Source organism: Rhodanobacter sp. KK11 (assembly GCF_033345435.1).
Lineage (GTDB): Bacteria > Pseudomonadota > Gammaproteobacteria > Xanthomonadales > Rhodanobacteraceae > Rhodanobacter.
On sequence record NZ_JAWPMI010000002.1, the window covers coordinates 73,637 to 98,638 of the forward strand.

General features: G+C 67.0%; 22 protein-coding genes. 16 read left to right on the forward strand and 6 right to left on the reverse strand.

Annotation, left to right across the window (positions count from 1 at the left end; translation table 11 throughout):
• Positions 1-24 precede the first annotated feature (24 nt).
• From R5H19_RS06770 to rbsK, 6 genes are all read left to right on the forward strand, one after another.
• Positions 25-717, forward strand: coding sequence for a DUF484 family protein (locus R5H19_RS06770; protein WP_318158228.1), 693 nt, complete (start codon positions 25-27; stop codon positions 715-717).
• 7 nt (positions 718-724) lie between these two features.
• Positions 725-1,612: a tyrosine recombinase XerC gene (gene xerC / locus R5H19_RS06775; protein WP_318158229.1), complete on the forward strand. Its 888-nt coding sequence runs from the start codon at positions 725-727 to the stop codon at positions 1,610-1,612.
• A gap of 113 nt (positions 1,613-1,725) precedes the next feature.
• The gene (hslV, locus tag R5H19_RS06780; RefSeq protein ID WP_318158230.1) at positions 1,726-2,262 is read left to right on the forward strand and encodes an ATP-dependent protease subunit HslV; all 537 of its coding nucleotides are present in this window, start codon (positions 1,726-1,728) and stop codon (positions 2,260-2,262) included.
• Positions 2,263-2,343: 81 nt separating this feature from the next.
• Positions 2,344-3,678 (forward strand): ATP-dependent protease ATPase subunit HslU, encoded by a 1,335-nt coding sequence (gene hslU / locus R5H19_RS06785; protein WP_318158231.1) that lies wholly within the window; start codon positions 2,344-2,346, stop codon positions 3,676-3,678.
• Positions 3,679-3,714: 36 nt separating this feature from the next.
• Positions 3,715-4,338, forward strand: a complete 624-nt coding sequence (locus R5H19_RS06790; protein WP_318158232.1) for a hypothetical protein — start codon at positions 3,715-3,717, stop codon at positions 4,336-4,338.
• A gap of 157 nt (positions 4,339-4,495) precedes the next feature.
• On the forward strand, positions 4,496-5,386 hold the full coding sequence (gene rbsK, locus R5H19_RS06795; RefSeq protein WP_318158233.1) for a ribokinase: 891 nt from the start codon (positions 4,496-4,498) through the stop codon (positions 5,384-5,386).
• Here the strand turns inward: rbsK and mnmE are convergent, their stop codons facing one another.
• The 4 genes from mnmE to rpmH all read right to left on the reverse strand — a co-directional run bounded on the left by mnmE (position 5,387) and on the right by rpmH (position 9,214).
• Complete coding sequence (gene mnmE, locus R5H19_RS06800) at positions 5,387-6,730, reverse strand: tRNA uridine-5-carboxymethylaminomethyl(34) synthesis GTPase MnmE (RefSeq protein WP_318158234.1); 1,344 nt, start codon at positions 6,728-6,730, stop codon at positions 5,387-5,389.
• A 123-nt stretch (positions 6,731-6,853) separates the two neighbouring features.
• Positions 6,854-8,581 carry a membrane protein insertase YidC gene (gene yidC / locus R5H19_RS06805; protein ID WP_318158235.1) on the reverse strand — a complete coding sequence of 576 codons (1,728 nt, stop codon included), beginning with the start codon at positions 8,579-8,581 and terminating at the stop codon, positions 6,854-6,856.
• Positions 8,582-8,645: 64 nt separating this feature from the next.
• Entirely contained in the window at positions 8,646-9,050 is a 405-nt protein-coding gene (rnpA, locus tag R5H19_RS06810) for a ribonuclease P protein component (RefSeq protein ID WP_318158236.1), read from the reverse strand.
• 29 nt (positions 9,051-9,079) lie between these two features.
• The gene (gene rpmH, locus R5H19_RS06815; RefSeq protein ID WP_007510029.1) at positions 9,080-9,214 is read right to left on the reverse strand and encodes a 50S ribosomal protein L34; all 135 of its coding nucleotides are present in this window, start codon (positions 9,212-9,214) and stop codon (positions 9,080-9,082) included.
• 204 nt (positions 9,215-9,418) lie between these two features.
• On the opposite strand from rpmH, the gene dnaA reads away from it, so the two are divergent.
• The 9 genes from dnaA (at position 9,419) to R5H19_RS06860 (ending at position 19,861) form a co-directional block, all read left to right on the forward strand.
• Positions 9,419-10,747: a chromosomal replication initiator protein DnaA gene (dnaA, locus tag R5H19_RS06820; protein ID WP_318158238.1), complete on the forward strand. Its 1,329-nt coding sequence runs from the start codon at positions 9,419-9,421 to the stop codon at positions 10,745-10,747.
• A gap of 246 nt (positions 10,748-10,993) precedes the next feature.
• Complete coding sequence (dnaN, locus tag R5H19_RS06825) at positions 10,994-12,094, forward strand: DNA polymerase III subunit beta (RefSeq protein WP_318158239.1); 1,101 nt, start codon at positions 10,994-10,996, stop codon at positions 12,092-12,094.
• Between the two features lie 96 nt (positions 12,095-12,190).
• Positions 12,191-13,270 carry a DNA replication/repair protein RecF gene (gene recF, locus R5H19_RS06830; RefSeq protein ID WP_318158240.1) on the forward strand — a complete coding sequence of 360 codons (1,080 nt, stop codon included), beginning with the start codon at positions 12,191-12,193 and terminating at the stop codon, positions 13,268-13,270.
• Positions 13,271-13,366: 96 nt separating this feature from the next.
• Entirely contained in the window at positions 13,367-15,799 is a 2,433-nt protein-coding gene (gene gyrB, locus R5H19_RS06835; protein ID WP_318158241.1) for a DNA topoisomerase (ATP-hydrolyzing) subunit B, read from the forward strand.
• Between the two features lie 220 nt (positions 15,800-16,019).
• Positions 16,020-17,303, forward strand: coding sequence for a tetratricopeptide repeat protein (locus R5H19_RS06840; protein WP_318158242.1), 1,284 nt, complete (start codon positions 16,020-16,022; stop codon positions 17,301-17,303).
• 216 nt (positions 17,304-17,519) lie between these two features.
• A complete protein-coding gene (locus tag R5H19_RS06845) occupies positions 17,520-18,179 on the forward strand; it encodes a TonB family protein (RefSeq protein WP_318158243.1) in 660 nt (219 codons plus the stop codon).
• 98 nt (positions 18,180-18,277) lie between these two features.
• Positions 18,278-19,009 carry a MotA/TolQ/ExbB proton channel family protein gene (locus R5H19_RS06850; RefSeq protein ID WP_318158436.1) on the forward strand — a complete coding sequence of 244 codons (732 nt, stop codon included), beginning with the start codon at positions 18,278-18,280 and terminating at the stop codon, positions 19,007-19,009.
• An 11-nt stretch (positions 19,010-19,020) separates the two neighbouring features.
• Positions 19,021-19,443 (forward strand): biopolymer transporter ExbD, encoded by a 423-nt coding sequence (locus tag R5H19_RS06855; RefSeq protein WP_318158244.1) that lies wholly within the window; start codon positions 19,021-19,023, stop codon positions 19,441-19,443.
• A 7-nt stretch (positions 19,444-19,450) separates the two neighbouring features.
• Positions 19,451-19,861 (forward strand): biopolymer transporter ExbD, encoded by a 411-nt coding sequence (locus R5H19_RS06860; protein ID WP_318158245.1) that lies wholly within the window; start codon positions 19,451-19,453, stop codon positions 19,859-19,861.
• Between the two features lie 89 nt (positions 19,862-19,950).
• On the opposite strand, the gene R5H19_RS06865 is transcribed toward R5H19_RS06860, so the two are convergent.
• Both R5H19_RS06865 and R5H19_RS06870 read right to left on the reverse strand, forming a co-directional pair.
• Positions 19,951-20,694: a pyridoxine 5'-phosphate synthase gene (locus tag R5H19_RS06865; protein WP_318158246.1), complete on the reverse strand. Its 744-nt coding sequence runs from the start codon at positions 20,692-20,694 to the stop codon at positions 19,951-19,953.
• A 91-nt stretch (positions 20,695-20,785) separates the two neighbouring features.
• Positions 20,786-21,430, reverse strand: a complete 645-nt coding sequence (locus R5H19_RS06870) for a 4'-phosphopantetheinyl transferase superfamily protein (RefSeq protein WP_318158247.1) — start codon at positions 21,428-21,430, stop codon at positions 20,786-20,788.
• A gap of 79 nt (positions 21,431-21,509) precedes the next feature.
• On the opposite strand from R5H19_RS06870, the gene R5H19_RS06875 reads away from it, so the two are divergent.
• On the forward strand, positions 21,510-24,998 hold the full coding sequence (locus R5H19_RS06875) for a PAS domain-containing hybrid sensor histidine kinase/response regulator (protein ID WP_318158248.1): 3,489 nt from the start codon (positions 21,510-21,512) through the stop codon (positions 24,996-24,998).
• Positions 24,999-25,002 lie beyond the last annotated feature (4 nt).

Below are 25,002 nucleotides of genomic sequence, written 5' to 3' on the forward strand. Positions count from 1 at the left end.
GCCACGGTTCGAGGACTTTTGCGCATGACAGCCACCCTGCTCGACGACGCCACCCAGGCCCGCGTGGTCGCCGCCTACCTGAAGCGCCATCCGGAGTTCCTCAGCGAATACCCGGAACTGGCCGCCAAACTGACCATGCCGCCGCGCGAGCAGGGCGGTGCGGTGTCCTCGCTGGCGGTGTACCAGCTGCAGAGCCTGCGCGACAAGAACGCGGAACTCGAACGCCAACTGGCCGAGCTGATCGCGATCGCCGCCGAGAACGAGAAGCTGATGGAGCGCGTGCATGCGCTCACCGTGGCGCTGCTGCGGGCGAACACGATGGAGGTGACCGCACGCACGGTGGTCGCCAAGCTCAGCGCCGATTTCCATACCGAGCAGGTGCGCCTGCTGCTGTTCGGCGACGAGCCGCGGCTGCCGCGCGCGGACTGGCTGCAGCAGATTCCCGGCGGCGCTGCCGCGCTGCCGGAATTCGGCGAATTCCTGCGAAAGAACGAGCCGGTGTCCGGCCGCCTGTCCGCCGACAAGCTCGAACGCCTGTTCGGCGTCGACGCCGGGCAGATCCGCTCGGTCGCGCTGATGCGCCTGGGCGACTGCGGCATGCTGGCGATCGGCAGCACCAACCCGGACCGTTTCCAGCCCGGCATGGGCACGCTGTTCCTGAAGATGATCTCGGCCACCATCACCGCCGCGCTGGCCCGCTCGCGGGATATCTCCTGAGCCGACGATGACCCCCGCACAACAGGTCGAGCAGTGGCTCGCGCGCCTGGCCGGCGAGCGGCACGCCTCGCCGCACACGGTGGCCGGCTACCGCCGCGACCTGGCCAAGCTGCTGCGTTTCATGCAGGCACAGGGACTGGCTTCGTTCGACGCGCTGGACGCGAACCGCATGCGCACCTTCATCGCCGGCGAGCATCGTGACGGGCTCTCGCCGAAGAGCCTGCAGCGCCTGCTGTCGTCCTGCCGCAGCCTGTTCCGCCAGCTCGGCCGCGAAGGACTGCTGGCGCACGACCCGCTGCTCGGCGTGCGCGGCCCGAAGGTACGCCGCAAGCTGCCCGAAGTGCTCGACGTGGACGAGGCCGGTGCGCTGGTCGAGGCCGGCGGCGACGGCGCGACGGCCACGCGCGACCGCGCGATGCTGGAGCTGTTCTATTCCAGCGGGCTGCGCCTGTCCGAACTGGTCGGCCTGCACTGGCTCGACCTCAGCCTGGACGAGGGCGAGGTACGCGTGCTCGGCAAGGGCGGCAAGACGCGCATCGTGCCGGTCGGCCGCCACGCCGTCGCCGCGTTGCGCGCGCTCGGCGCGGAACAGGGCATGGCAGCGGATGCGCCGGTGTTTCGCGGCCGCGGCGGCGCAGCGATCAACCCGCGCACGGTGCAGCTGCGCATGGACAAGCTTGCGCGCGCGCAAGGCATGCCGAAACACATCCATCCGCACCTGCTGCGCCACACCTTCGCCAGCCACATGCTGGAATCCTCCGGTGACCTGCGCGCGGTACAGGAACTGCTCGGCCACGCCGACATCGCCACCACGCAGATCTACACCCACCTGGATTTCCAGCACCTGGCGAAGGTCTACGACGCGGCGCATCCGCGCGCCAAACGCAAGCCGTGACGTCCGGACATCTCCCTCCCCCTGCAAGCAGGGGGAGGAGCCGGAGGCCCGACATTGAAGCCCACCCCTCGCGGCCCCATCTCATCGGCTCGACCTCTTCCTGCGGAGCTCCCATGGAATCGTTCCACGCCACCACCATCGTCTGCGTGCGCCGCGAAGGCCGCGTCGTGATCGGCAGTGACGGCCAGGTCACGCTGGGCAACACGGTGATGAAGGGCAACGCGCGCAAGGTGCGCCGCCTCGGCAAGACCGGCGGCGTGGTAGCCGGCTTCGCCGGCGCCACCGCCGATGCGTTCACCCTGTTCGAGCTGTTCGAGCAGAAGCTGGAGAAACACAACAACAACCTCACCCGCGCCGCCGTGGAGATGGCCAAGGAGTGGCGCACCGACCGCCGCTTCGGCCGGCTCGAGGCGATGCTGGCGGTGGCCGACAGTGAAGTCTCGCTGCTGATCTCCGGCAACGGCGACGTGGTGGAACCCGAGCATGGCTTGATCGCGATCGGCTCCGGCGGCCCGTTCGCCCAGTCCGCCGCGATGGCCCTGCTGGAAAACACTGAACTGGATGCGCGCACCATCGTCGAGAAGGCGCTGAAGATCGCCGGCGACATCTGCATCTACACCAACCACAACGTGTCGATCGAAGAGCTGTAAGCGCAAAGCGCTGCCTCTCACTCGCACACGGTTCGCGCACTCCGCTGCGCCTCCCCACGCACGAACGGCCCCGGTGACTTCATGTCCGAATTGACCCCCCGCGAAATCGTCAACGAACTCGACCGCTACATCATCGGCCAGCACGACGCCAAACGCGCCGTGGCGGTGGCGCTGCGCAGCCGCTGGCGGCGCATGCAGCTGCCGGCGGAAATGCGCAACGAGATCACCCCGAAGAACATCCTGATGATCGGCCCCACCGGCGTGGGCAAGACCGAGATCGCGCGACGCCTGGCCACGCTGGCCAACGCGCCGTTCGTGAAAGTCGAGGCGACCAAGTTCACCGAGGTGGGCTACGTGGGCAAGGACGTGGAGTCGATCATCCGCGACCTCGCCGACGTGGCCTACAAGCTGACCCGCGAACAGGCGGCCCGGCGCGTGCGCAGCCAGGCCGAGGACCGCGCCGAGGACCGCATCCTCGACGCGCTGCTGCCGCGCCGGCAGACGCCGACCGACTGGAGCCACGACGCCGCGCCGGCGGCCGACAGCGAGACCCGCCAGAAGCTGCGCAAGCAGCTGCGCGAGGGCGCGCTGGACGAGCGCGAGATCGAGCTGGATTTCGCCATGAACGTGGGCGTGGAAATCATGTCGCCGCCGGGCATGGAGGAGATGGGTGCACAGCTGCGCCAGATGTTCCAGAGCCTGGGCGGGGCCAAGACGCAGAGCCGCAAGCTGGCGATCAAGCTGGCGCGGCCGCTGCTGATCGACGAGGAGGCCGGCAAGCTGCTCAACGACGAGGAAGTCCGCGCGCAGGCGGTGGAGGCGGCCGAGCAGAACGGCATCGTGTTCATCGACGAGATCGACAAGGTGGCGCAGCGCAGCGACTACGGCCACTCCGGGGTCAGCCGCGAAGGCGTGCAGCGCGACCTGCTGCCATTGGTGGAAGGCTCCACCGTATCGACCAAGTACGGCCCGCTGAAGACCGACCACATGCTGTTCATCGCCTCCGGCGCGTTCTCGCTGGCCAAGCCGTCGGACCTGATCCCCGAGTTGCAGGGCCGCCTGCCGATCCGGGTGGAGCTTTCCGCCCTGTCGGTGGATGACTTCAAGCGCATCCTGCGCGAGCCGCACAACGCGCTGACCAAGCAGTACGCGGCCCTGCTCGGCACCGAAGGCGTCACCATCGAATTCACCGACTCGGGCATCGACCGGCTGGCCGAGGTGGCGTTCCAGGTGAACGAGCGCACCGAGAACATTGGCGCCCGTCGGCTGCACACCGTGATGGAACGACTACTGGAGAAAATTTCCTACGAAGCCGCGGACAAATCCGGCGAAAAATACATGATCGACTCCGAACATGTAGACAAAAGCCTGGGTAGCCTGGTCAAGGACGAAGACCTCAGCCGCTACATCCTCTGAACAAGCCGGTTACCCCCGTCTGCTAGAATAGGCGCCGTGAGCAACATTATTGAACTGAAAAACATCGGCCAGCGCGCCCAGTTGCGCGAGGCGCAGCAAAAACAGACGCTGGTTCGGTTGTGGCGCGAGGAACTCGAGCACGGCAGCTTCTGCGGCTACGTGGGTGGTGTGGGACGCGAATTCTTCCTGCTCTGGGTGGTCGGCGACGGCATCACCTACGACGGCATGTACGTGATGCGCCACCGCGACGTCACCGAGCTGGAGGCACCGGACAAGCATCACGTCTTCATGGAAAAGGCGCTGGCGCTGAAGCAGATCCTGCCGCGCATGCCGCGCGGCTTCCCGCTGGACAGCATCCGCGAGGTCGTCCAGGCTGCCGGCGCGCAGGCGCCGGTGATCGGCGTGCACGTGGACAGCGAGGACGAGTCCGAGGTCTGCTACATCGGCCGGCTGATCGACGTCGAGGAAGACGGCTTCAACATGCAGGAGCTGAGCCCCGACGCGGAATGGATGCGCGAGCCCTCGTTCTTCGCCTGGGACGAGGTCTCCACCATCAGCATGGAAGACAGCTACGCGCAGTCCCTGCTCGCCGTGGCCGGCCCCGCGCCGGCCCTGCTGCCCGGCGGCGACACCGGCTTCGGCCGCGCGCCATCACCCTGACTGAGCCCTGCTCCCTCCCCTGCGTCGCAGGGGAGGGCTGGGGTGGGGTCGCTCTTTAGCTTTTCTTTCGCGAAACCCTCGCGGCTGAAACCGCGCCTGCCGGTCACAGCGGTTAAGCTCTCGCCTCGATCGTGAAACCGGCGCAGGGGAGCAACAAATGACGCGCATCGTCGTCGTGGGCAGCATCAACATGGACCTGGTCACCCAGGCGCCGCGTTTCGTCGGTCCCGGCGAGACCATCCTCGGCGAACACTTCCTCACCGTGCCCGGCGGCAAGGGCGCCAACCAGGCCGTGGCCTCGGCGCGACTGGGCGCGGACGTGGCCCTGGTCGGCGCGCTCGGCCGCGACGCCTTCGGCGACCAGTTGCATGCCGGCCTTGCCGCCGAACACATCGACCTGACACACGTCGCGCGGCTCGACGACAGCGCCAGCGGCACCGCCTCGATCACCATCGCCGGCGGCGAGAACCAGATCATCGTGGTGCCTGCCGCCAACGCCCGCGTCACCCCCGCGCAGGTCGAAGCGGCCCGGCCGCTGATCGAACGTGCCGACGCCGTGCTGGTGCAGATGGAGATTCCGCTGGAAACCGTCGAAGCGACGCTGCGCCTGGGCCACCGCCTCGGCGTGCCGGTGATCCTCAATCCCGCCCCCGCGCAGAAGTTGCCGACCGACTGGCTCAAACTCGCCCGCTACGTCACCCCGAACCAGCACGAGCTGGCGATCCTGCTCGGCGCCGACCCTTCCGAGGACTTCCGCAGCCTGATGCAGCGCTCGCCCTGTCCCGTCGTGCTCACCCGCGGCGGCGAAGGCGCCTGGTACCGCGAGCAGGGCGAGTGCATACACCAACCCGGCTTCGCCGTCGAGGTGGTCGACAGCACCGGCGCCGGCGACACCTTCAACGCCGCGCTGGCGGTGTTCCTGGGCGAAGGCCTGCCCACCGCGGTGCGCAAGGCCTGCGCGGCGGCGGCGCTGTCGGTGACCAAACTGGGCGCGCAGGGCGGCATGCCGACCCGTCACGAACTGGACACCTTCCTCGCACGCGCCTGATCACTTGCCGATGCAGAACGAGCTGAAGATCGCGCCGAGCAGGTCGTCACTGGTGTAGCTGCCGGTGATTTCGCCCAGCGCGTGCTGGGCCTGGCGCAATTCCTCGGCAGCGAGTTCGCCGGCGCGGCTGGTGGCAAGGATGGCGGCGGTGCGATCGAGATGGTCGCGCACGGCCTCCAGCGCGATCACGTGACGGCGGCGGGCGCTGAAGGCGCCTTCGCCGCTGCCGGCGCCGGCGAGTTGCTTGAGGTGGTCGCGCAGGGCATCGAGGCCCTCGCCGGTTTTTGCCGAGGCCCACAGCCAAGCGATGCCGTCGCGGGTTTCCGCGTGCGCCGCGGCGTGGGCCAGGTCGATCTTGTTGACCAGCACCACGCGTTCGGCGCCGGCAGGCAGGGCGTCGAGCAGGGCGAGGTCGGCGCCGGCGTGTTCGGCGTCGCTGACCAGCAGCGCGACGTCGGCGCGGGCGAGTTGGCCATGTGCGCGGCGCACGCCTTCGCGTTCGACTTCGTCTTCCGTCTCGCGCAGGCCGGCGGTGTCGGCCAGTTCCAGCGCGATGCCGTCCAGGCTCAGGGTTTCGCGCAGCACGTCGCGGGTGGTGCCGGGAATCGGCGTGACGATGGCGCGCTCGCTGCCGGCCAGCGCGTTGAGCAGGCTGGACTTGCCGGCGTTGGGGCGGCCGACGATCGCCACCTTGAGGCCGTCGTTCAGGCGCACGCCGCGCTGCGCTTCGCGCAGCAGCGAGGCCAGTTCGGCGCGCAGGCTCTCGAGTTGAGCCGCGATGGCCGGATCGGCGAGGAAGTCGATCTCCTCCTCGGGAAAGTCGATCGCTGCCTCGATGTGCACACGCAAGGCGATCAACGCCTGAAGCAGTGCCTCGACCTTGCGCGAGAACACGCCTTCCATCGACTGTAGCGCGGCGCGCGCACCGGCCTGCGAGCGCGCGGCGATCAGGTCGGCGACGGCTTCGGCCTGGGCCAGGTCGAGCTTGCCGTTCAGGAACGCACGTTCGGTGAATTCGCCGGGGCGTGCCAGCCGTGCGCCGAGTTCGCAGACGCGACGCAACAGCGCGTCGAGCAGCACCGCGCTGCCATGCCCCTGCAGTTCCAGCACGTGCTCGCCGGTGTACGAGGCGGGCGCGGGGAAGTGCAGCAGCAGGCCGCGATCGATCAACTCGCCGGCGCCGTCGCGGAACGCGACGAAGTGGGCGTGGCGCGGTTGTGGCGGCCGGCCGAGCAGGGCTTGCGCGATCGCCGGCGCGGCCGGCCCGGACACGCGCAGCACGCCCACGCCGGCAGCGCCCGGTGCACTGGCGATGGCGGCGATGGTGTCGGTGCTCTGGCTCATGCGTGGCAGGTTAAACGAAGACGGCCGCGGCGGTTGCCCGGCGCGGCCGCTTTTGCTGGAAGTGCGGCCACGATGGCCGCTCACTCGAGCCTGGCGATCAGGGATGAGCGCCAGCGTTCTTCATCAGGCAGCCTTGGGCTTGGCCACGTCCTCGCGATCGACATGGTGGGTGATCCACCACTGCTGGCCCAGGCCGACGATGCCGTTGACCGCGTAGTACAGGCACAGGCCAGCGGGGAAGAAGGCGAACATCACGGTGAACAGCAGCGGCATCACCTTCATCATCTTCGCCTGGGTCGGGTCCATGCCCGCGGCGACCGGGTTCAGCCACTGCGTGCCCAGCATCACGATCGCGTAGATGATCGGCAGGATGTAGAACGGGTCGGGCGCGCTGAGGTCGGGGATCCACAGGAACGGCGCGTGGCGCAGCTCCAGGCTGTACTCGAGCACGAAGAACAGGCCGTAGAACACCGGCAGGGTGATCAGCACCGGCAGGCAGCCGCCCATCGGGTTGACCTTCTCCTTCTTGTACAGCTCCATCATCGCCATCTGCATCTTCTGCTTGTCGTCGCCGTAACGCTCCTTGAGCGCCTGGACGCGCGGCTGCAGCTTGCGCATGCGGGCGCTGGAGCGGTACTGGATGGCGGTGAGCTTCCAGCTCAGGCCCTTGATCAGCAGCACCAGCAGGATGATCGCCACGCCCCAGTTCTTCGAGATGGCGTGGAATTGCGACAGCACCCAGTGCATCGGCACGGCGATGATCTTGAACATGCCGTAGTCGATGGTCAGGTCCAGCCCCGGTGCGATCGCGCCCATCGCACCTTGCACGTTCGGGCCCACGTACAGGCGCGACTGGCTGGTCAGGCTCTGTCCCGGCGCCACGCTGAGGGCGGGGCCGACGGTGCGGATCAGGTAGCGTGGGTGCGCGCTGTCCGGGTTGATCGTCTGGGTGACGTACTGCTCGGTCTGGTCGGCCGGCGGAATCCAGGCGGTGACGAAATACAGCTTCAGCATCGCCGCCCAGCCGCCCTTGATCGAGGCGTTGAGCTGGTCCTTCGGCTCGGCAAAGTCCTTGAACGGCAGTTTCTCGAACTTCTCGCCGGTATACCAGGCGGCGCCCTGGAAACTGCGGGTTTCCGGATTGGTGTAGTTCGCCAACCAGTTGCCGGCCTTCGGCGGCTCGACCCGCAGCAGCTGCTGGTAGGCGTTGCCCTGCCACGGCGTGGCGCTGGTGTTGTCGATGCGCTGGCTGACGCCGATCACGTAGCTGCCGCGCTTGAAGGTGTAGGTCTTGGTGACCCTGAGGCCGGCGGCGTCCTGCCAGGTGAGGTCGACCTTCAGTTCGTCCTGGCCCTCGGCGAGGGTGTACGAGGTCTTCTCGCTGTGGAACAGCGCCAGGTGGTTCGGCTGGTCGGCCGGCGCGGTGTCGCTGCTGCTGACCAGGCCGCTCTGGGCCACCGAGTAGTGTTCGGGGTCGCTGCTCAGCAATACGGTCGGCGGCGGGTTGGGCGCCTTGTGCGTGCGTGGCGCCTGCGGGTAGGCCAGCAGGTCGGCGTGCACCAGGCTGCCGCCGCGGGTGTCCACGCTGAGCTTGAGCACGTCGGTGGTGACGGTGATCAGCTGCGCCGTCGCGGCGGCGGGACCGTTGTCCCTGGCAATCGCCGGCGACGCGGCGGCCGGAGTGGCGGTCGGGATCGCGCCCGGTACGCCAGCATCCGTCGATGACGCGGCGGCGGAACTGGCGACCTCGGCCGGCGGTGGCTGGGGGCCGTAATCCTTCTCCCAGGCCAGGAACAGAAAGTAGGCCACGGCCAGCAGGGCGAACAGAAGGAAGGTGCGCGTTTGATTCATCGCGTAGCAGATCCGGATAACGCCACGACACTTGTCAACGCCGCGGAGACAGGAAGGAAAAAGATCAGCGCTCGATTGTGGTGGTGTCGCCGGCGGGCTTCAATGGCCCGGTCGTCGCGGCATGGCTGGCCTGAAGTTTTTTCCACAGACCATCGAGTTCGGCCAGCAGCTGCGGCCCGGGCACGCCGGCGGCCTGCTCGCGCGCCATCACCATCATGTCGACCGCCGGCAACTGACCGCGTACGCGCCGGAACGACTCGCGCAGCAGCCGCTTGATCCGGTTGCGCTCGACCGCTTTCTTGGAGACGCGCTTGGAAATCGCCAGACCGAGCCGGGCATGACCGAGATCGTTGTCGCGATAGCGCAAATGAAAACAGCGGCCGCCTGCGCGTCCGCTGCTCGTCCGCAGGGCGGCGAAGTCACCCGGCCGACGTAACCGCGCTTCGCGCGGCAGCCCGGCGGTGACCATGAGGCTCGTCCCCAATACGTGATCGGCGCTTACGGGATCAGGCGCTTGCGGCCCTTGGCGCGACGGGCGTTGAGAACTTTGCGGCCGTCGGCGGTGGCCATACGGGCACGGAAACCGTGCGTGCGAGCGCGCTTGAGCTTGCTGGGCTGGAAGGTCCGCTTCATGGCTTACTCCGAAGGGAATGTGGATAAAAAGGTTGGAAAGTATGCTTGGTCGCCGCCATCGCTGTCAAACGGCGGTGGACGACGCCCTGACCGCGTCTGTGGATAGCCGTGTGGATATGTGGCGGCCGAGGGCGCGGGCGAGGCTGCTAGACTAACCCATCACCCCGCGCGCAAGCGCTTCCAAAGCTGTGGCTGGTTTTATCCATGAGTGATCTGTGGCGGCGCTGCCTTGAGCGCCTCGAAGGCGATTTGAGCGCCGAGGACCTGCATACCTGGCTGATGCCGCTGCAGGCGCGCGAAGACGCCAACGGCCTGCAGCTGTTCGCGCCGAATTCCTACACCCTGGACACCGTGCGCGGACGCTACCTGGAACAGATCGAGGCGATGCTGCAGCAGCTCGGCGGCCGGCCCTGCCCGGTGCGGCTGGAAGTCGGCTCCAGCACAAGCCGACCGGCGCCGACCGCCAAGGCACCGGCGGCGACCCGGGTCGCCACGGCACCGGCGCCCGCGTTCACCCACAACCTGGATCCGCACTATACCTTCGAGACCTTCGTCGAGGGCAAGTCGAACCAGCTCGGCAAGGCCGCCGCGATGCAGGTGGCGACCAACCCGGGCCGCGCCTACAACCCGCTGCTGCTGTACGGCGGCACCGGCCTGGGCAAGACTCACCTGATGCACGCCGCCGGCAACCTGATGCGCGAACGCAACCCGGACTGCAAGGTGCTGTACCTGCGCTCGGAGCAGTTCGTCGGCTCGATGATCGAGGCGTTGCGTGCCAAGAGCATGGACCAGTTCAAGCAGCGCTTCCGTTCGGTGGACGCGCTGCTGATCGACGATATCCAGTTCTTCGCCGGCAAGGACACCACGCAGGAGGAGTTCTTCCACACCTTCAACGCGTTGTTCGAGTCCAAGCAGCAGATCATCCTGACCTGCGACCGCTACCCGAAGGAAGTGGACAAGCTGGAGCCACGGCTGAAGTCACGGCTGGGCTGGGGCCTGTCGGTGGCGATCGAGCCGCCGGATTTCGAGACGCGCGCGGCGATTTTGCTGGCCAAGGCGCACGAGAAAGGCGTGGCGGTCGACGAAAGCGTGGCGATGCTGCTGGCCAAGCGGATCCGCTCCAATGTGCGTGACCTCGAAGGTGCGCTGAACACGCTGGCAGCCCGAGCCAACTTCTACGGCAAGCCGATCACCACCGATTTCGCCGAGGAAACCCTGCGCGACCTGTTGGCCACGCATGCGCAGGCGGTCACCATCCCGAACATCCAGAAGATCACTGCCGAGTACTTCAACGTGCGCCTGCAGGACCTGCTGTCCAAGCGGCGCGTGCGTTCGCTGGCACGGCCACGCCAGATCGCGATGACCCTGTCCAAGGAACTGACCGAACACAGCCTGCCGGAGATCGGCGAGGCGTTCGGCGGGCGCGACCACACCACGGTGATGCACGCCTGCAAGACGATCCGCAAGTTCATCGAGACCGATGCGCGCATGCGCCAGGACTGGGAGCAGCTGATCCGCACGTTGACCGGTTGAACGCGGACCCGGCAAAAGATTATGGATAAGCTGAGGCCCAAGCTGTGGATAATGAGTGGATGGATCCGCCTGTGAAGTTATCCACAAATCGCCCACCGCCAAGCAGCCCCTTCAAGCACAGCCACGAATCATCGCAACATGATGATTCTAAAAGAGAAATTAGGATGGAGAAGTTATCCACCACGCCAACAGCAACCACCAAACTTCTTTTAAAGACAGAACAGCAGGCATAGGGGAAGCATAGTCATGCAATTCAGCATCCAGCGAGAAGCTCTGCTCAAGCCGCTGCAGCAAGTCGTCGGTGTGGTCGAACGTCGCCAGACACTGCCTGTGCTGGCCAACCTGCTGGTCAAGGTGGGTGACGGCAAGCTGTCGTTGACCGGCACCGACCTCGAAGTGGAGATGGTGGCCACCACCGAAGCGGAAAAACTGGTTGACGGCGAAGTCACCATCCCGGCGCGCAAGCTGTTCGACATCGTGCGGGCTTTGCCGGACGGCGCGCGGATCGAACTCAAGCTCAACGGCGACCGCGTGGCGCTGAACGCCGGGCGCAGCCGTTTCACGCTGACCACCCTGCCGGCCAGCGAGTTTCCCACCGTCGACGAAATCGAACTGGTCGAGAAAGTCAGCTTGCCGGAAGAAGCGTTGCGTGACCTCATGGAACGTACCGCGTTCGCGATGGCGAACCAGGACGTGCGTTACTACCTCAACGGCATGCTGCTGGATCTGCAGGAGCACACCCTTCGCTGCGTGGCCACCGATGGCCACCGTCTGGCAATGAAGGAAACCGGGCTGCAGAGCTCGGTCAGCACCCGCCGGCAGATCATCATCCCGCGCAAGGGTGTCAACGAGCTGATCGGCTTGCTGGAAACCGGCGATGGCCAGGTCGAACTGGAGTTCGGGCGCAATCATCTGCGCGTGCGACGTGGCGACGTGGTATTCACCTCCAAGCTGATCGACGGCCGCTTCCCGGACTACGAAGCGGTGATTCCGCTGGGTGCGGACAAGACCGCCACGCTGGATCGCGAGGTACTGCGTGGCGCCCTGCAGCGCGCGGCGATCCTGTCGAACGAGAAATACCGTGGCGTACGACTGGAGCTGTCGCCGGGCAAGCTGCGCATCGTGGCGCACAACCCGGAGCAGGAGGAAGCGGTAGAGGAGGTCGAGGCAGATACCCACGTCTCCGACCTGGCCGTGGGCTTCAACGTGGGCTATTTGCTCGACGCCTTGGCCGCCCTGCGCGGCGAACAGGCGCGACTCAGCCTGCGTGACGCCCAATCGAGTTGCCTGGTGCAGGAGCACGACAACGAACAGGCTCGCCACGTGATCATGCCGCTGCGGCTCTGACGGCCAGCGCATGCCCCTCGCCGCGCGCGACTGGCACGGACAACGCCGGGGCTCCCGCCAGGGACTCCGGCGTTGCCGTTTGTGGGCGTTCCCCGCATGAGGCTGGAACGGCTTCGCGTGCGCGGCTTGCGTTGCCTGGCCGATGTCGGCGTGGAGCTGGATTCGGCGCTCAATGTTTTCGTCGGTGCGAACGGTGCCGGCAAGACCAGTGTGCTGGAAGCGGCTTTTCTGTTGTCACACGCCCGTTCCTTTCGCAGCGGGGCGAAGGAGGCGCTGCTGCAGCGGGGCGCGTCGCAGTTATCCATCTTCGCCGAGTTGCGCCACGCCGACCGGCGACTCTCCCGCCTGGGCCTGGGTCGGGACGGAGCGCGCTGGGAGGCGAAGCTGGACGGCGCGAATGTCGCGCTAGGGCAACTGGTGAGCGAATGTGCGGTGGTCTGCTTCGAGCCGGGGTCGCATGCGCTGATCGCGGGCGCTGCGGAAGAACGCCGCCGTTACCTGGACTGGGGTGTGTTCCACGTGGAACACGAGTTCCTGGGCGGCTGGCGCCGCTATCAGCGGGCACTGAAGCAGCGCAACAGCCTGTTGCGCTCCGCCACGACGCAGGCCGATGCTCTGTTCGCCCCATGGGAGGCGGAACTGGCGCAGGCTGCGCACCAGATCGACCTGCGGCGGCGCGCCTACCTGGAGCGCCTGCGTCCGAAGCTGCTGGCCAGCATCGCCGGCCTGTTGCCCGAATTGGGGGCGCTGGACCTGCGTTATCGCCGTGGCTGGTCGGATGAACTGGATCTCTCTCAACAACTGCAGGAGCAGCGGGGCAGGGACCTGACCCGCGGGCACACCACGCTGGGAGCGCACCGTGCGGACTGGTCGCTCACGTTCGAGCACGCGCCGCTGCGGGAGCATCTGTCCCGAGGGCAGGAGAAACTTGCCGCTCTGGCCTGCATGCTGGCCCAGGCCGAGCTGTACGCCGAGCATCGCGGCGAATGGCCGATCGTCTGTCTGGACGACCTGGCCTCGGAACTGGACCAGGCGCATCAGGCTGCGGTGGTGTCTTTGCTGGCCGCAGCCGATGCCCAGGTCCTGCTGACCGGAACCGAATTGCCGGCAGCGCTGCAAGAGCTGCCGGCACGCGTGTTCCACGTGGAACAAGGCGAGCTGACGCGCCTGCTATAATCGAAAGGTTGCATCTCCCGTGGATTGCATAACCCTGTCCGGCCTTGTCACGGCGCCGTGTCGGGCGGGTCGCTGGCGCCAGGAAACGGTCAACGCATGAACGAACCCATCAACGAATCGCATTACGACTCGAGCAACATCAAGGTCCTGAAGGGCCTGGAGGCGGTGCGCAAGCGCCCGGGCATGTACATCGGCGACACCGATGACGGCACTGGCCTGCACCACATGGTGTTCGAGGTCGTCGACAACGCGATCGACGAGGCGCTGGCCGGTTACTGCGACAAGGTGGTGGTCACCATCCATGATGACGGCTCGGTCAGTGTCAGCGACAACGGCCGTGGCATTCCGGTCGACATGCACCCGGAGGAGCATCGCTCCACCGCTGAAGTGGTGATGACGGTGCTGCACGCCGGCGGCAAGTTCGACGACAACTCGTACAAAGTTTCCGGCGGCCTGCACGGTGTGGGCGTGTCGGTGGTGAACGCCTTGAGCGATCACCTGTGGCTGACCATCCATCGGGACGGCCATGAGTATCTGCAGGAGTACTCGCTGGGCGAGCCGCTGTACCCGCTGAAGGAGATCGGCCCGTCGTCCCGGCGCGGCACCCTGGTGCGTTTCCTGCCCAGCCCGGCCACGTTCACCAGCAACATCGACTTCCACTATGAAGTGCTGGCCAGGCGTCTGCGCGAGCTGGCCTTCCTCAATTCCGGCGTCACCATCGTGCTGAAGGATGAGCGCGGGGAGGGGCGCCAGGACACGTTTGCCTACGAGGGCGGCATCCGCTCATTCGTGCAGCACCTGGCCCAGATGAAGACCGCGCTGCACCCGAACGTGATCAGCCTTACGGCGGAGCAGGACGGCATCGTGGTGGAAGTGGCGATGCAGTGGACCGACTCGTACAACGAGACCATGTTCTGCTTCACCAACAATATTCCGCAGCGCGACGGCGGCACCCACCTCACCGGCTTTCGCGCTGCGCTGACCCGCTCGCTGCAGAACTACATCGAGAAGGAAGGCCTGGCCAAGAACGCCAAGGTGGCCTTGTCCGGCGACGACATGCGCGAAGGCATGATCGCGGTGCTGTCAGTGAAGGTGCCCGACCCGAAGTTCTCCTCGCAGACCAAGGACAAGCTGGTGTCCTCCGAGGTGAAGACCGCGGTGGAGCAGGCGGTCAACGAGAAGCTGGGCGAATTCCTGCTGGAACACCCGAACGAAGCCAGGGCAATCGCCTCCAAGGCGGTCGATGCCGCGCGCGCCCGCGAGGCCGCGCGCAAGGCGCGCGAGATGACCCGCCGCAAGGGCGCCCTGGACATCGCCGGCCTGCCCGGCAAGCTGGCCGACTGCCAGGAAAAGGATCCGGCGCTGTGCGAACTGTTCCTGGTCGAGGGTGATTCGGCCGGCGGCTCGGCCAAGCAGGGCCGCAACCGCAAGACCCAGGCCGTGCTGCCGCTGAAGGGCAAGATCCTCAACGTGGAGAAGGCGCGCTTCGACAAGATGCTGTCGTCGGCCGAGGTCGGTACCCTGATCACCGCGCTGGGCACCGGCATCGGCAAGGACGAATACAACCCCGACAAGCTGCGCTACCACCGCATCATCCTGATGACCGACGCGGACGTCGACGGCTCGCACATCCGCACCTTGCTGCTGACCTTCTTCTACCGCCAGATGCCGGAGCTGATCGAACGCGGCCACGTCTACATCGGCCTGCCGCCGCTGTACAAGGTGAAGCAGGGCAAGCAGGAGCTGTACATCAAGGACGATGCCGCGCTGAACGACTACCTGATTTCCAGCGCAGTGGACAACGCTGCGCTCACCTACAACCCGGATGCACCGCCGATCACCGGCGAGGCACTGGAAAAACTGCTGCGTGGCTACCAGCACGCGCTGGACCAGATCAGCCGGCTGGCACACCGCTTCGATGCCACCGTGTTGAATGCCTTGCTCGAACACACGCCGATGGCACCGGCGCTGTGGGCTGATCCGGCCGCGATGCAGGCCTGGCTGGACGGCGTGGCCCGGCGTCTGGCCGCCAGCGGCCTGGGCAAGCCGCATTACCGCCTGGCACTGCGCCCGGCCCATGGCGAACAGCCGGCTGCGATCGAGGTAGTGAAGGAACAGCATGGGCTCAGCCACACCTGGTTGCTGCCGCAGCCATTCTTCGCCAGCGTCGAGTTCCGTCCGTTGCTGACCATCAGCCAGCAGATCGCCGGCATGATCCTGCCCGATGCGGTAGTGCGCCGCGGCAATGCCACGCGCGGCGTGCTCAGCTTCCTCGAAGCGCGCAACTGGCTGCTGGAGGAGGCCAAGAAGGGGCGCAGCATCCAGCGCTTCAAGGGCTTGGGCGAGATGAACCCGGAACAGCTGTGGGACACCACGGTGAACCCGGATACCCGCCGTATGCTGCAGGTGGGCATCGAAGACGCCATTGCGGCCGACCAGATGTTTTCCATGCTGATGGGTGAGGCGGTGGAACCGCGGCGCGACTTCATCGAGGCGAACGCGCTGAAGGTCGCAAACCTGGACATCTGAACCCGTGCTGCCGGCAGCGTTGGCGTCGGCAGCCGACCCGACATCCGCACTGCCGTGCGACGGTGCCGTATCAACATACGGCGCAGTATGTGCAACTCATTGATTTTTAACAATCTTTCATGCCGCGCTGCAACTTGTCTGCAACGCCCGGCTCGCAGTAGTCTTCGCTATTCCCCCGCGTCACTCGATCGAAACGCGCCGACAGATGATGAGGATCACCATGAAGCATGTCCGAGGCTTGACCGTGCTGGCGGGCGCCGTGTTGTTGCTGGGCTTTTCCAGCAGCCCGGTGCTGGCGAGCAAGAACGACAATGCCAAGAAGGAAGTGCTGTATCCGAACGCGACCCGCACCGAACCGAAGCTCGACCTGACCAGCGAGAAGGACCAGAAGAACCTCAACGCGGGTCTGGATGCGGTCAACGAAGGTGACAAGGCCAAGGCCGAACAATTGCTGCAGCCGATCATCGACAGCAGCAAGAGCAAGTACGCCCAGGCGCTTGCCTTGCAGGGCATGGCCAGCCTCCACTACAACGACGGCGACTACAAGGCTGCCATCAGCGCGCTGCAGCGTTCGCTGGCGCTCGGCGTGATGCCGAACGACACCTACTTCCAGCTGATGTACATGCTGGCGCAGTTCCAGGTGGCCGACGAGCAGTACCAGCCGGCGCTGGACACGATCACCAAGTGGCGTGCCGAGGGCAAGAAGGAAACCGCCGATTCGTATGCGCTCGAGGGCAACATCGATTACCGCCTCGGCAAGTACCCCGAGGCGATCGCCGCGATCACCAAGGCCAAGTCGATGACCGACAAGCCGCAGCCGACCTGGGACCAGATCCTGATGGCCAGCTACGCCGAATCCGGCCAGAGCGAAAAGGCCGCCGACCTGGCCCAGGGCCAGCTCAACGCCAACCCGAGCGATCCCAACGCGCTGAACAACGCCGTGGCCGTGCTGATGCAGGCGCAGAAGTATCCGCAGGCGATCCAGATGCTGGAGAAGGCCCGCGCCGGCGGCACGCTGAACAAGGACACGCAGTACGTGAACCTGGCCAAGCTGTACCTGATCACCGGCCAGGAAAGCTCCGACCCGACGCCGAACGCGACCAAGGCCCAGCAGGTACTCGAGGAAGGCATGAACAAGGGCATGGTCAAGCCCGACGCGGAAACCTACGTGCTGCTCGGCCAGTCCGCCGAGATCGCCAACAACATCGACAAGGCGGTCGGCTACTACAACAAGGCCATGCCGCTGGCCAGCGACGGTGAAGCTGCCGTGCGTGCCGGTCGCCTTCTCCTGAGCGAGAACAAGTACAGCCAGGCCAAGAGCCTGATCCAGCAAGGCATCGACAAGGGCGTGAAGCACAAGGGCACGGCATACATGCTGCTGGCCGAGTCCGAGCGTGGCCTGAAGAACAAGCCTGCCGCGGTTTCCGCCATGAAGAAGGCCGCGCAGGATCCGGAGACGGCGGCGAAGGCCAAGGACTGGTTGCGGAAGGCCGACGCCGGCTGACCGATCGAGGCACGTGGCAGACTGCGGGGCGGATGGACGTCCATATCGTGCGCCCCGCAGTGCTATACAAACGTCATGTGCTGTTGTACCGTTGAAACCTTTCCCTGCGTCTCCCCAGCGGCAAGTTCCCTCCGGGTCCGTCCAGGCATCAGACGGTTTCGGGCCAAGCCCTGCGGCAACGTTCTCTTCCGATCGACAAGTTCCAGACAGTGACAGATGGCCTCAAGTAACGAAGAAATCGGGCGCGAGCCGTTTAGTTGGAAACGCACCTGGGCATTGGCAGTTGCCATCGGGCTGCATGCGTTTGCCTTCCTGCTGATCGTGGCGCCGATGGCGCCGCCGAATCAGAACCACAAGGAAAAGGAACGCATCGTCCAGGTGAACTTCATCGAACCGCCGCCGCCGCCGCCGCCACCGCCGCCGCCGCCGCCGGAACCGCCGAAGCAGCCGCCGCCGAAGATCATCCAGCAGATCAAGCCGCCGCCGACCCCGCCGCCGCCGACCCCGCCACCGCCGGTGGAAGAGGTTTCAGCGAACGCGACCCCGGCAGCGCCGCCGGCACCGCCAGCACCACCGGCGCCGCCAGCGGACATCACGGCCAGTTCGGATCTCAGCTACAACAGTCGCCTTCAGCCGAAGTATCCGCCGCAGGCGATCCGCCAGCGGCATGAGGGCACGGTGGTGCTGATGATCCTGGTGGGCGTGGACGGTTTGCCGAAGGACATCAAGATCGACCGCTCCAGCGGTTACCACGAACTCGATCGTGCTGCCATGGATGCCGCACGTCGTTGGCGCTTCAACCCAACGATTCGAAATGGACAGAAAGTTGAAGGGTACGCACGCGTTCCGGTCAACTTCAATCTCAACCAGCTGTAACCGGCTCCGCCCGGTTTACAGTTACAGTTCACGCTTGACTTCCCTAGGGTAGCGTTATGTTCCTACAGACTCCTGCAACGACCGATGCCGCACAGGCCATGGGTGGCAATACCAACGCCGAAGCCATGAAACAGATGGGCTTCGACAACCTGATCCAGAACTTCGACTGGCTCGGCTGGGTCGTCTTCGTGACCCTGGTCGTGATGTCGTTCCTGTCGTGGTACTTCATCATCGCCAACGGCATCCGCAACGTGACGGTGAAGGCCCGTGCCGACAAGGTCATCGACGGATTCTGGGGCAACGGCTCCACCCAGGACGCGATTCGCGAACTGGAAGCCCAGCCGCGCAGCGAGCCGTTCTCGAAGATCGCGCTCGACGCCGCTTCGGCGGTGGCCCATCACCAGCAGGCCACGGCAGCAGCGGGCACCACCGGCCGTCTGGCCGAGTCGCTGAGCCGTTCGGAGTTCATCGATCGCGCCCTGCGTCAGGCCGTGGCCCGTGAAAGCCTGCGCCTGGAAGGCGGCATGACCCTGCTTGCCACCGTGGGTTCCGCCGCCCCGTTCGTCGGTCTGCTCGGTACCGTGTGGGGCATCTACCACGCGCTGATCCGCATCGCCGCTTCCGGCAACGCGTCGATGAACGCGGTGGCCGGCCCGGTCGGCGAGGCGCTGATCATGACCGCGTTCGGTCTGTTCGCCGCGATCCCGGCGCTGTTCGCGTACAACTTCTTCAGCCGCACGAACCGCCTGACCTACGCCCGCTTCGACGAATTCGCACACGACCTGCACGACTTCTTCGCTACCGGTTCGCGCGTCGAAAGCTCGAAGTGAGGGATTGACCCATGGCGATGAGCGTAGGAGGCAATTCCGGCGGCCCGATGTCGGAAATCAACGTCACGCCGCTGGTCGACGTGATGCTGGTGCTGCTGATCATCTTCATGATCACGGCGCCGTTGATGTCGCACTCCATCACGATCGACCTGCCGACGGCGAATCCCAAGACGCCGGACTCGGAAATGGCCGTGCCGCCGCTGGATCTGGCGGTCAAGCAGGACGGCAGCATGTACTTCAATGATCACCTGGTCAGCGAAGCCGAGCTGCGGGCGCAGTTTGCGGTGAATGCGCAGAAGTCGCCCCAGCCGGAGCTGCAGATCCGCGCGGACAAGGGAACCGAGTTCAAGATCGTGAAGAAGATCATCGGCGACGCCAAGGATTCGGGCATGGTGCATGTCGCCTTCATGACCACCGACGCGCCGAAGGGGTGAACCTAAGATGGCATTCAGTACCAAAACCAGCGGCCCGATGTCGGAAATCAACGTCACCCCGCTGGTCGACGTGATGCTGGTGCTGCTGATCATCTTCATGATCACGGCACCGGTGCTGGCGCACCGCATCCAGGTTGACCTGCCGCAGCCGAATCCGAACCAGCCGCCGCCGAGCAACCCGGCAGAACCGATCCACCTGAAGATCGACCAGTCCGGCGCGCTGTACTGGAACGACATTCCGGTCGACGAGCTGGGTCTGCGGGCGCAGCTGGCGGTGATCGGCCAGCAGGCGCTGAGCAACCAGCCGGAAATCCAGATCGCCGCGGCCGACGCGGTGGCCTACGAGCACGTGGCCCGGGTGCTGGCGGATGCAAAGAGCTACAAGCTGGTCAAGATCGGGTTCACCGAAAACTTCTGACCGGCCGCTGCCGCGGCAGTGCGCAACAGGGAAAACCCCCGCCTCGCGCGGGGGTTTTCGTTTGCGCGGCCGCACAAGTTGCGCCGCGCCTAGCGCAGGATCTGCAGGTAGTTGCGCACGGTGGTGGCCAGCCCCTCGTACAGCGCCTCGCCGATCAGCGCGTGGCCGATGGATACCTCGGCGAGGCCGGGAATCGCCGCCTTGAACGTGCCCAGGTTCGCCTGGCTGAGGTCGTGTCCCGCGTTTACCGCCAGGCCGGCCTGCTGCGCGCGCCGTGCGGTGTCGGCACACATCGCCAGGGCGGCCGCGGGCTGGCCGTCGGCGAACGCCTCGGCGTAGGGGCCGGTGTAGATCTCGATGCGCTGCACGCCGATCACCGCGGCCAAGTCGAAATCCTGGCTGCCGGCGTCGACGAACAGGCTGACCCGGCAACCGAGGTCGCACAGTTCGCCCACCAGCGGACGCAGCTGCGCGATGTCACGGCGCAGGTCGAAGCCGTGGTCGGAAGTGATCTGGCCGTCGCTGTCCGGCACCAGGGTCACCTGGGTCGGGCGCACTTCGCGCGCCAGCGCGATCAGGCCGGGATACTCGCCGCGGGGCGCGGCGAACGGGTTGCCCTCGATGTTGTACTCGACCCGTCCGCGCAGCATGGCGGCCAGCGCGCGCACGTCGTCGGGCCGCACGTGGCGCTGGTCCGGCCGCGGGTGCACGGTGATGCCGCCGCAGCCGGCCTCGATGCAGGTCTGTGCGGCGCGGCAGATATCCGGTTCGCGGCCGCCGCGCGAATTGCGCAGTACGGCGATCTTGTTGAGGTTGACGCTGAGCAGGGTCATGACGGGCGGACGATCCTCGGCGGTGGGTAGCGATCGGCATGCCGGCCCATGTTGGTGCAGACCGGTCGACGGACCGGAAACAGTGCGCCGATCAGTCGCTGCTGGCAAGCGTGGCGAGGCGGATCCGGCGCTCGCCGCCGCGCCACGCCAGCGCGGCAACCAGGCCGCGGCCGATATCCAGTCGCTGCAGCTGCCAGGCGCCGACGTCGTCGCCTTCCAGCCGCCGCAGCTGCAACCGGTCGGCGGTGCCGGCGATGCTGAGCCGGTCCAGGCCGAACGCGAGGCCGCGTCCCAGCGCCTTCAACACCGCTTCCTTGGCGGTCCACAGTTCGAGGAAGGCGGTGTCGCGTTCGGCGTCCGGCAGTGCGGCCAGCGTGGCGGCCTCGTCACGACTGAAATAGCGTTCGGCGATCTGCAGTGCGCGGGTGCGCGGGCGCAGGCATTCGAGATCGATCCCCGGCGCGACATGCCGGCCGACCGCGACCAGCGCATGCGAGCCGCTGTGCGACCAGTTGAAGTCGAGCGACGGATCCAGCCCGGCGGCGAGCGCGGGGCGGCCGTGTTCGCCGCTGGCCAGCACGACCCGTGCCGGTGCGATGCCGAGGTAGGCGGCCAGCAAGGCGAGCAACGGCGCTCGCCCGTCTGCCGGCCGGTAGTCCAGCCGCCATACATGAATCTCGTCATCGCGCAGGTGCTCTGCTACGTTGGCAAGCGTCAATGCGGGAGCAGCGGTCATCCGGGCATGGTGCCGCCGCTGCCGCGAGGGCACAAGCGCGGGCACGCGGTCGCCGATCGTCCGGCCGGGAGAACACGACTTGATCCAGGGTTGGCTGTTGCTGCTGGTGTCGCTGCTGTACGTCGGGCTGCTGTTCGTGGTGGCCTACGCGGGCGACCGTCGGCCGCTGTACCCGCGCCAGCCGCGGCTGCGCCCGATCGTCTACAGCCTGGCGCTGGCGGTGTACTGCTCGTCGTGGACGTTCTACGGCGCAGTCGGCACGGCGGCGCGCGACGGCCTGGCCTACCTGCCGATCTACCTCGGTCCGATCCTGCTGTTCGTGTTCGGCTTCGGCCTGCTGCGCCGGCTGGTGCAGACGGTGAAGAAGCGCAACATCACCTCGATCGCGGATTTCATCGGCGCACGCTTCGGCAAGTCGCACGGGCTGGCCGCGCTGGTGGCGGTGATCGCGGTGATCGCGGTGGTGCCGTACATCGCGCTGCAGTTCAAGGCGGTGGCGATGTCGTTCGGCGTGCTCGGCGGGGTCAGACACGGCATGGTGATGGCCGGTGGCGTCGACAGCGCGATGTGGTGCGCGGTGCTGCTGGCGGTGTTCGCGATCCTGTTCGGCACGCGCAGCATCGACGCCACCGAACACCACCACGGCATGATGCTGGCGATCGCGCTGGAGTCGCTGATCAAGCTGCTCGCCTTCGTGGCGCTGGCCGGCTACGCGCTGTGGCAGGGGCCTGGCCTGGCCGAGACGGTGCAGCGGCCGGTCGTCCAGCTGGGCCACGGTCTGTCGCCGGGCTTCCTGGCGCAGACCATGCTGGCGTTCTGCGCCATGTTCTGCCTGCCGCGGCAGTTCCAGATCGGCATGGTCGAATGCGAGGAACCCGGCGACCTCACCCGCGCACGCTGGATGGTGCCGTTGTACCTGGCGATCGTCAGCGTGGCGGTGCTGCCGATCGTGGCGGCCGGCGCACACATGCCGCTGGTGCGCGACGGCGCCGCCGACGCCTGGGTGCTGACCCTGCCGATGGCGCACGGCGACCGCGGCATGGCGCTGCTGGCCTTCATCGGCGGCTTCTCGGCGGCGACCGGCATGGTGATCGTGGCTTCGGTGGCGCTGTCGACGATGATCAGCAACGACCTGGTGATGCCAGCGCTGCTGCGCATCCGCGCGCTGCGGCTGGAACAGCGCAGCGACCTGTCGCAGCTGGTGCTGGGCGTGCGCCGGGTGGCGATCGTGCTGCTGGCGGTGATGGCCTACGCCTACTACCGCGTCGCCGCGAACGCGGAGAACCTGGCCGCCACCGGCCTGCTGGCGTTCGCCGCGGTGGCGCAGTTCGCGCCGGCGCTGATCGCCGCGCTGTACTGGCGCGGCGCCAGCCGCCGCGGCGTGATCGTCGGCCTGGCCGGCGGCTTCCTGGTGTGGCTGTACACCTTGCTGCTGCCGGCGCTGATCCGTTCCCACGAATGGCTGCAGCAAGGCCCGTTCGGCTGGGACTGGCTGCGTCCGCAGGCGCTGTTCCATCTGAGCGGCTGGGACCCGGTGATGCACGGCACATTCTGGTCGCTGCTGGTCAACGTGGGTTGCCTGGTGTTCGTCTCACTGCGCCTGCGGCCCAGCCTGGAGGAACGCCTGCACGCGGCGATGTTCATGGACGCCGACCCGGCCAGCCGCGGCGGCAGCGGCGACTGGCGCGGCCGCGTGGTGGTGGCCGACCTGCGCACCATCGCCGAGCGCATCGTGGGCGAGCGCAGCAGCGCACGTGCGTTCGACGAATACGCGCAGCGGCGCGGCAAGCCGCTGCAGCCCGGCGAGGCGGCCGACCGCGCCTTGATCCAGTACACCGAACGGCTGCTGGCCTCGGCGGTGGGCGCGGCCAACGCGCGGCGCATCCTGATCAGCGCGTTGTCCGGCAGCGGCCTGGACCTGGCCGAGTCGATGGCGCTGCTGGACGAGGCCTCGCAGGAACTGCGCTTCAATCGCGAGCTGCTGTCCACCACGCTGGAAAACGTCTCGCAGGGGATCAGCGTGGTCGACGCGCAGATGCGCCTGGTGGCATGGAACCGGCGCTACATGGAGCTGTTCGACTATCCCGACGGCATGGTGCACGTGGGCGTGCCGGTGGCCGAGCTGATCCGCTGGAACGCCGAGCGCGGCGAGTGCGGCCCGGGCGAGGTCGAGACGAACGTGGCCAAGCGCATCCAGTACATGCAGGCCGGCTCGGCGCACCTGTTCCAGCGCGTGCGTCCGGACGGCACGGTGATCGAACTGCGCGGCCGCGCGCTGCCCGGCGGCGGTTACGTCACCACCTACACCGACGTCACCGCGTACAAGCACGCCGAGCAGGCGCTGATCGAAGTGAACGAGACGCTGGAGCAGCGCGTCGAGCAACGCACCGCCGAACTGTCCGAGGCGCTGGCCGCCACCGCGCAGGCGCGCCGCGCGGCGGAAACGGCGAATATCTCCAAGACGCGCTTCCTCGCTGCCGCCAGCCACGACTTGCTGCAGCCGCTGAACGCGGCGCGCCTGTTCACCTCGGCACTGCGCCAGCATCCCGGGCTGGATGCGGAGGCGAGCGGGCTGGCCGAGCGCATCGACGCCTCGTTCCGCGCCGCCGAGGACTTGCTCGATGCGTTGCTCGACGTCTCGCGTCTGGATGCCGGCAGCTACCACCCGGAAGTCGGCGCTTTCGCGCTGGCCGAACTGTTCGATTCGCTGAGGGCGCAGTTCGCAGTGGTCGCCGAGCAGCGCGGGTTGCGCCTGCGCGTGGTGCCCACCCGCCTGGCGGTGCGCAGCGACCCGCAGTTGCTGCGCCGGATCGTGCAGAACTTCCTTTCCAACGCGCTGCGCTACACCAGCAAGGGCAGCGTGCTGCTGGGCGCGCGCCGGGTCGGCGTGGACAAGGTGCGCATCGAGGTGTGGGACTCCGGTCCCGGCATCGCGCCAGAACAGCGCGCGCGGATCTTCGACGAATTCCAGCGGCTGGAACAGCCCTCGCCGTGGGGCGAGAAGGGGCTGGGCCTTGGCCTGTCGATCTGCGACCGCCTGGCCGGCATCCTCGGCCACCGGCTCGACCTGCATTCGCGGGTCGGGCACGGCAGCTGCTTCGCGGTGACCGTGCCGCGCAACGAGGCGGTGCCGGTACGGCCCCAGCGCGTGCAACGCGGCGGCACCGACAAACAGCTGCCGCTGACCGTGTTGTGCCTGGACAACGACGCGGCCATTCTCGACGGCATGCGCGCCTTGCTCGGGCGCTGGGGCGTGGACTGCCGTACCGCGCTCGACACGGCACAGGCGCGCGACGAGCTGTGCTGCGGCCCGGTCGACCTGATCCTCGCCGACTATCACCTTGCCGACGGCGCCGACGGCCTGCAGGCACTGCAGCAATTGCGCGAGGCGCTGGGCGAACTGCCGCCGGTGGCGATGATCACCGCCGACGGCAGCAGCGAGCTGAAACAGCGCGCCCGCGCACTGGGCTACCCGCTGCTGCACAAGCCGGTGCGCCCCGCCGCGTTGCGCGCGCTGCTGACCGCGCTGGCGCGCAAGCAGGGCGTGGCCGAGGGTTCATCGGATTAGTCGG

Bases quoted from the DNA above. Each gene is read 5' to 3' on its own strand.
- hslV (WP_318158230.1), top strand. From the start codon at position 1,726: ATGGAATCGTTCCACGCCACCACCATCGTCTGCGTGCGCCGCGAAGGC.
- R5H19_RS06850 (WP_318158436.1), top strand. From the start codon at position 18,278: ATGGGTGGCAATACCAACGCCGAAGCCATGAAACAGATGGGCTTCGAC.
- recF (WP_318158240.1), top strand. From the start codon at position 12,191: ATGAGGCTGGAACGGCTTCGCGTGCGCGGCTTGCGTTGCCTGGCCGAT.
- R5H19_RS06865 (WP_318158246.1), bottom strand. From the start codon at position 20,694: ATGACCCTGCTCAGCGTCAACCTCAACAAGATCGCCGTACTGCGCAAT.
- rbsK (WP_318158233.1), top strand. From the start codon at position 4,496: ATGACGCGCATCGTCGTCGTGGGCAGCATCAACATGGACCTGGTCACC.
- yidC (WP_318158235.1), bottom strand. From the start codon at position 8,581: ATGAATCAAACGCGCACCTTCCTTCTGTTCGCCCTGCTGGCCGTGGCC.
- dnaN (WP_318158239.1), top strand. From the start codon at position 10,994: ATGCAATTCAGCATCCAGCGAGAAGCTCTGCTCAAGCCGCTGCAGCAA.
- xerC (WP_318158229.1), top strand. From the start codon at position 725: ATGACCCCCGCACAACAGGTCGAGCAGTGGCTCGCGCGCCTGGCCGGC.
- R5H19_RS06870 (WP_318158247.1), bottom strand. From the start codon at position 21,430: ATGACCGCTGCTCCCGCATTGACGCTTGCCAACGTAGCAGAGCACCTG.
- R5H19_RS06840 (WP_318158242.1), top strand. From the start codon at position 16,020: ATGAAGCATGTCCGAGGCTTGACCGTGCTGGCGGGCGCCGTGTTGTTG.
- R5H19_RS06845 (WP_318158243.1), top strand. From the start codon at position 17,520: ATGGCCTCAAGTAACGAAGAAATCGGGCGCGAGCCGTTTAGTTGGAAA.
- hslU (WP_318158231.1), top strand. From the start codon at position 2,344: ATGTCCGAATTGACCCCCCGCGAAATCGTCAACGAACTCGACCGCTAC.
- R5H19_RS06860 (WP_318158245.1), top strand. From the start codon at position 19,451: ATGGCATTCAGTACCAAAACCAGCGGCCCGATGTCGGAAATCAACGTC.
- rnpA (WP_318158236.1), bottom strand. From the start codon at position 9,050: ATGGTCACCGCCGGGCTGCCGCGCGAAGCGCGGTTACGTCGGCCGGGT.
- gyrB (WP_318158241.1), top strand. From the start codon at position 13,367: ATGAACGAACCCATCAACGAATCGCATTACGACTCGAGCAACATCAAG.
- rpmH (WP_007510029.1), bottom strand. From the start codon at position 9,214: ATGAAGCGGACCTTCCAGCCCAGCAAGCTCAAGCGCGCTCGCACGCAC.
- dnaA (WP_318158238.1), top strand. From the start codon at position 9,419: ATGAGTGATCTGTGGCGGCGCTGCCTTGAGCGCCTCGAAGGCGATTTG.
- R5H19_RS06770 (WP_318158228.1), top strand. From the start codon at position 25: ATGACAGCCACCCTGCTCGACGACGCCACCCAGGCCCGCGTGGTCGCC.
- mnmE (WP_318158234.1), bottom strand. From the start codon at position 6,730: ATGAGCCAGAGCACCGACACCATCGCCGCCATCGCCAGTGCACCGGGC.
- R5H19_RS06855 (WP_318158244.1), top strand. From the start codon at position 19,021: ATGGCGATGAGCGTAGGAGGCAATTCCGGCGGCCCGATGTCGGAAATC.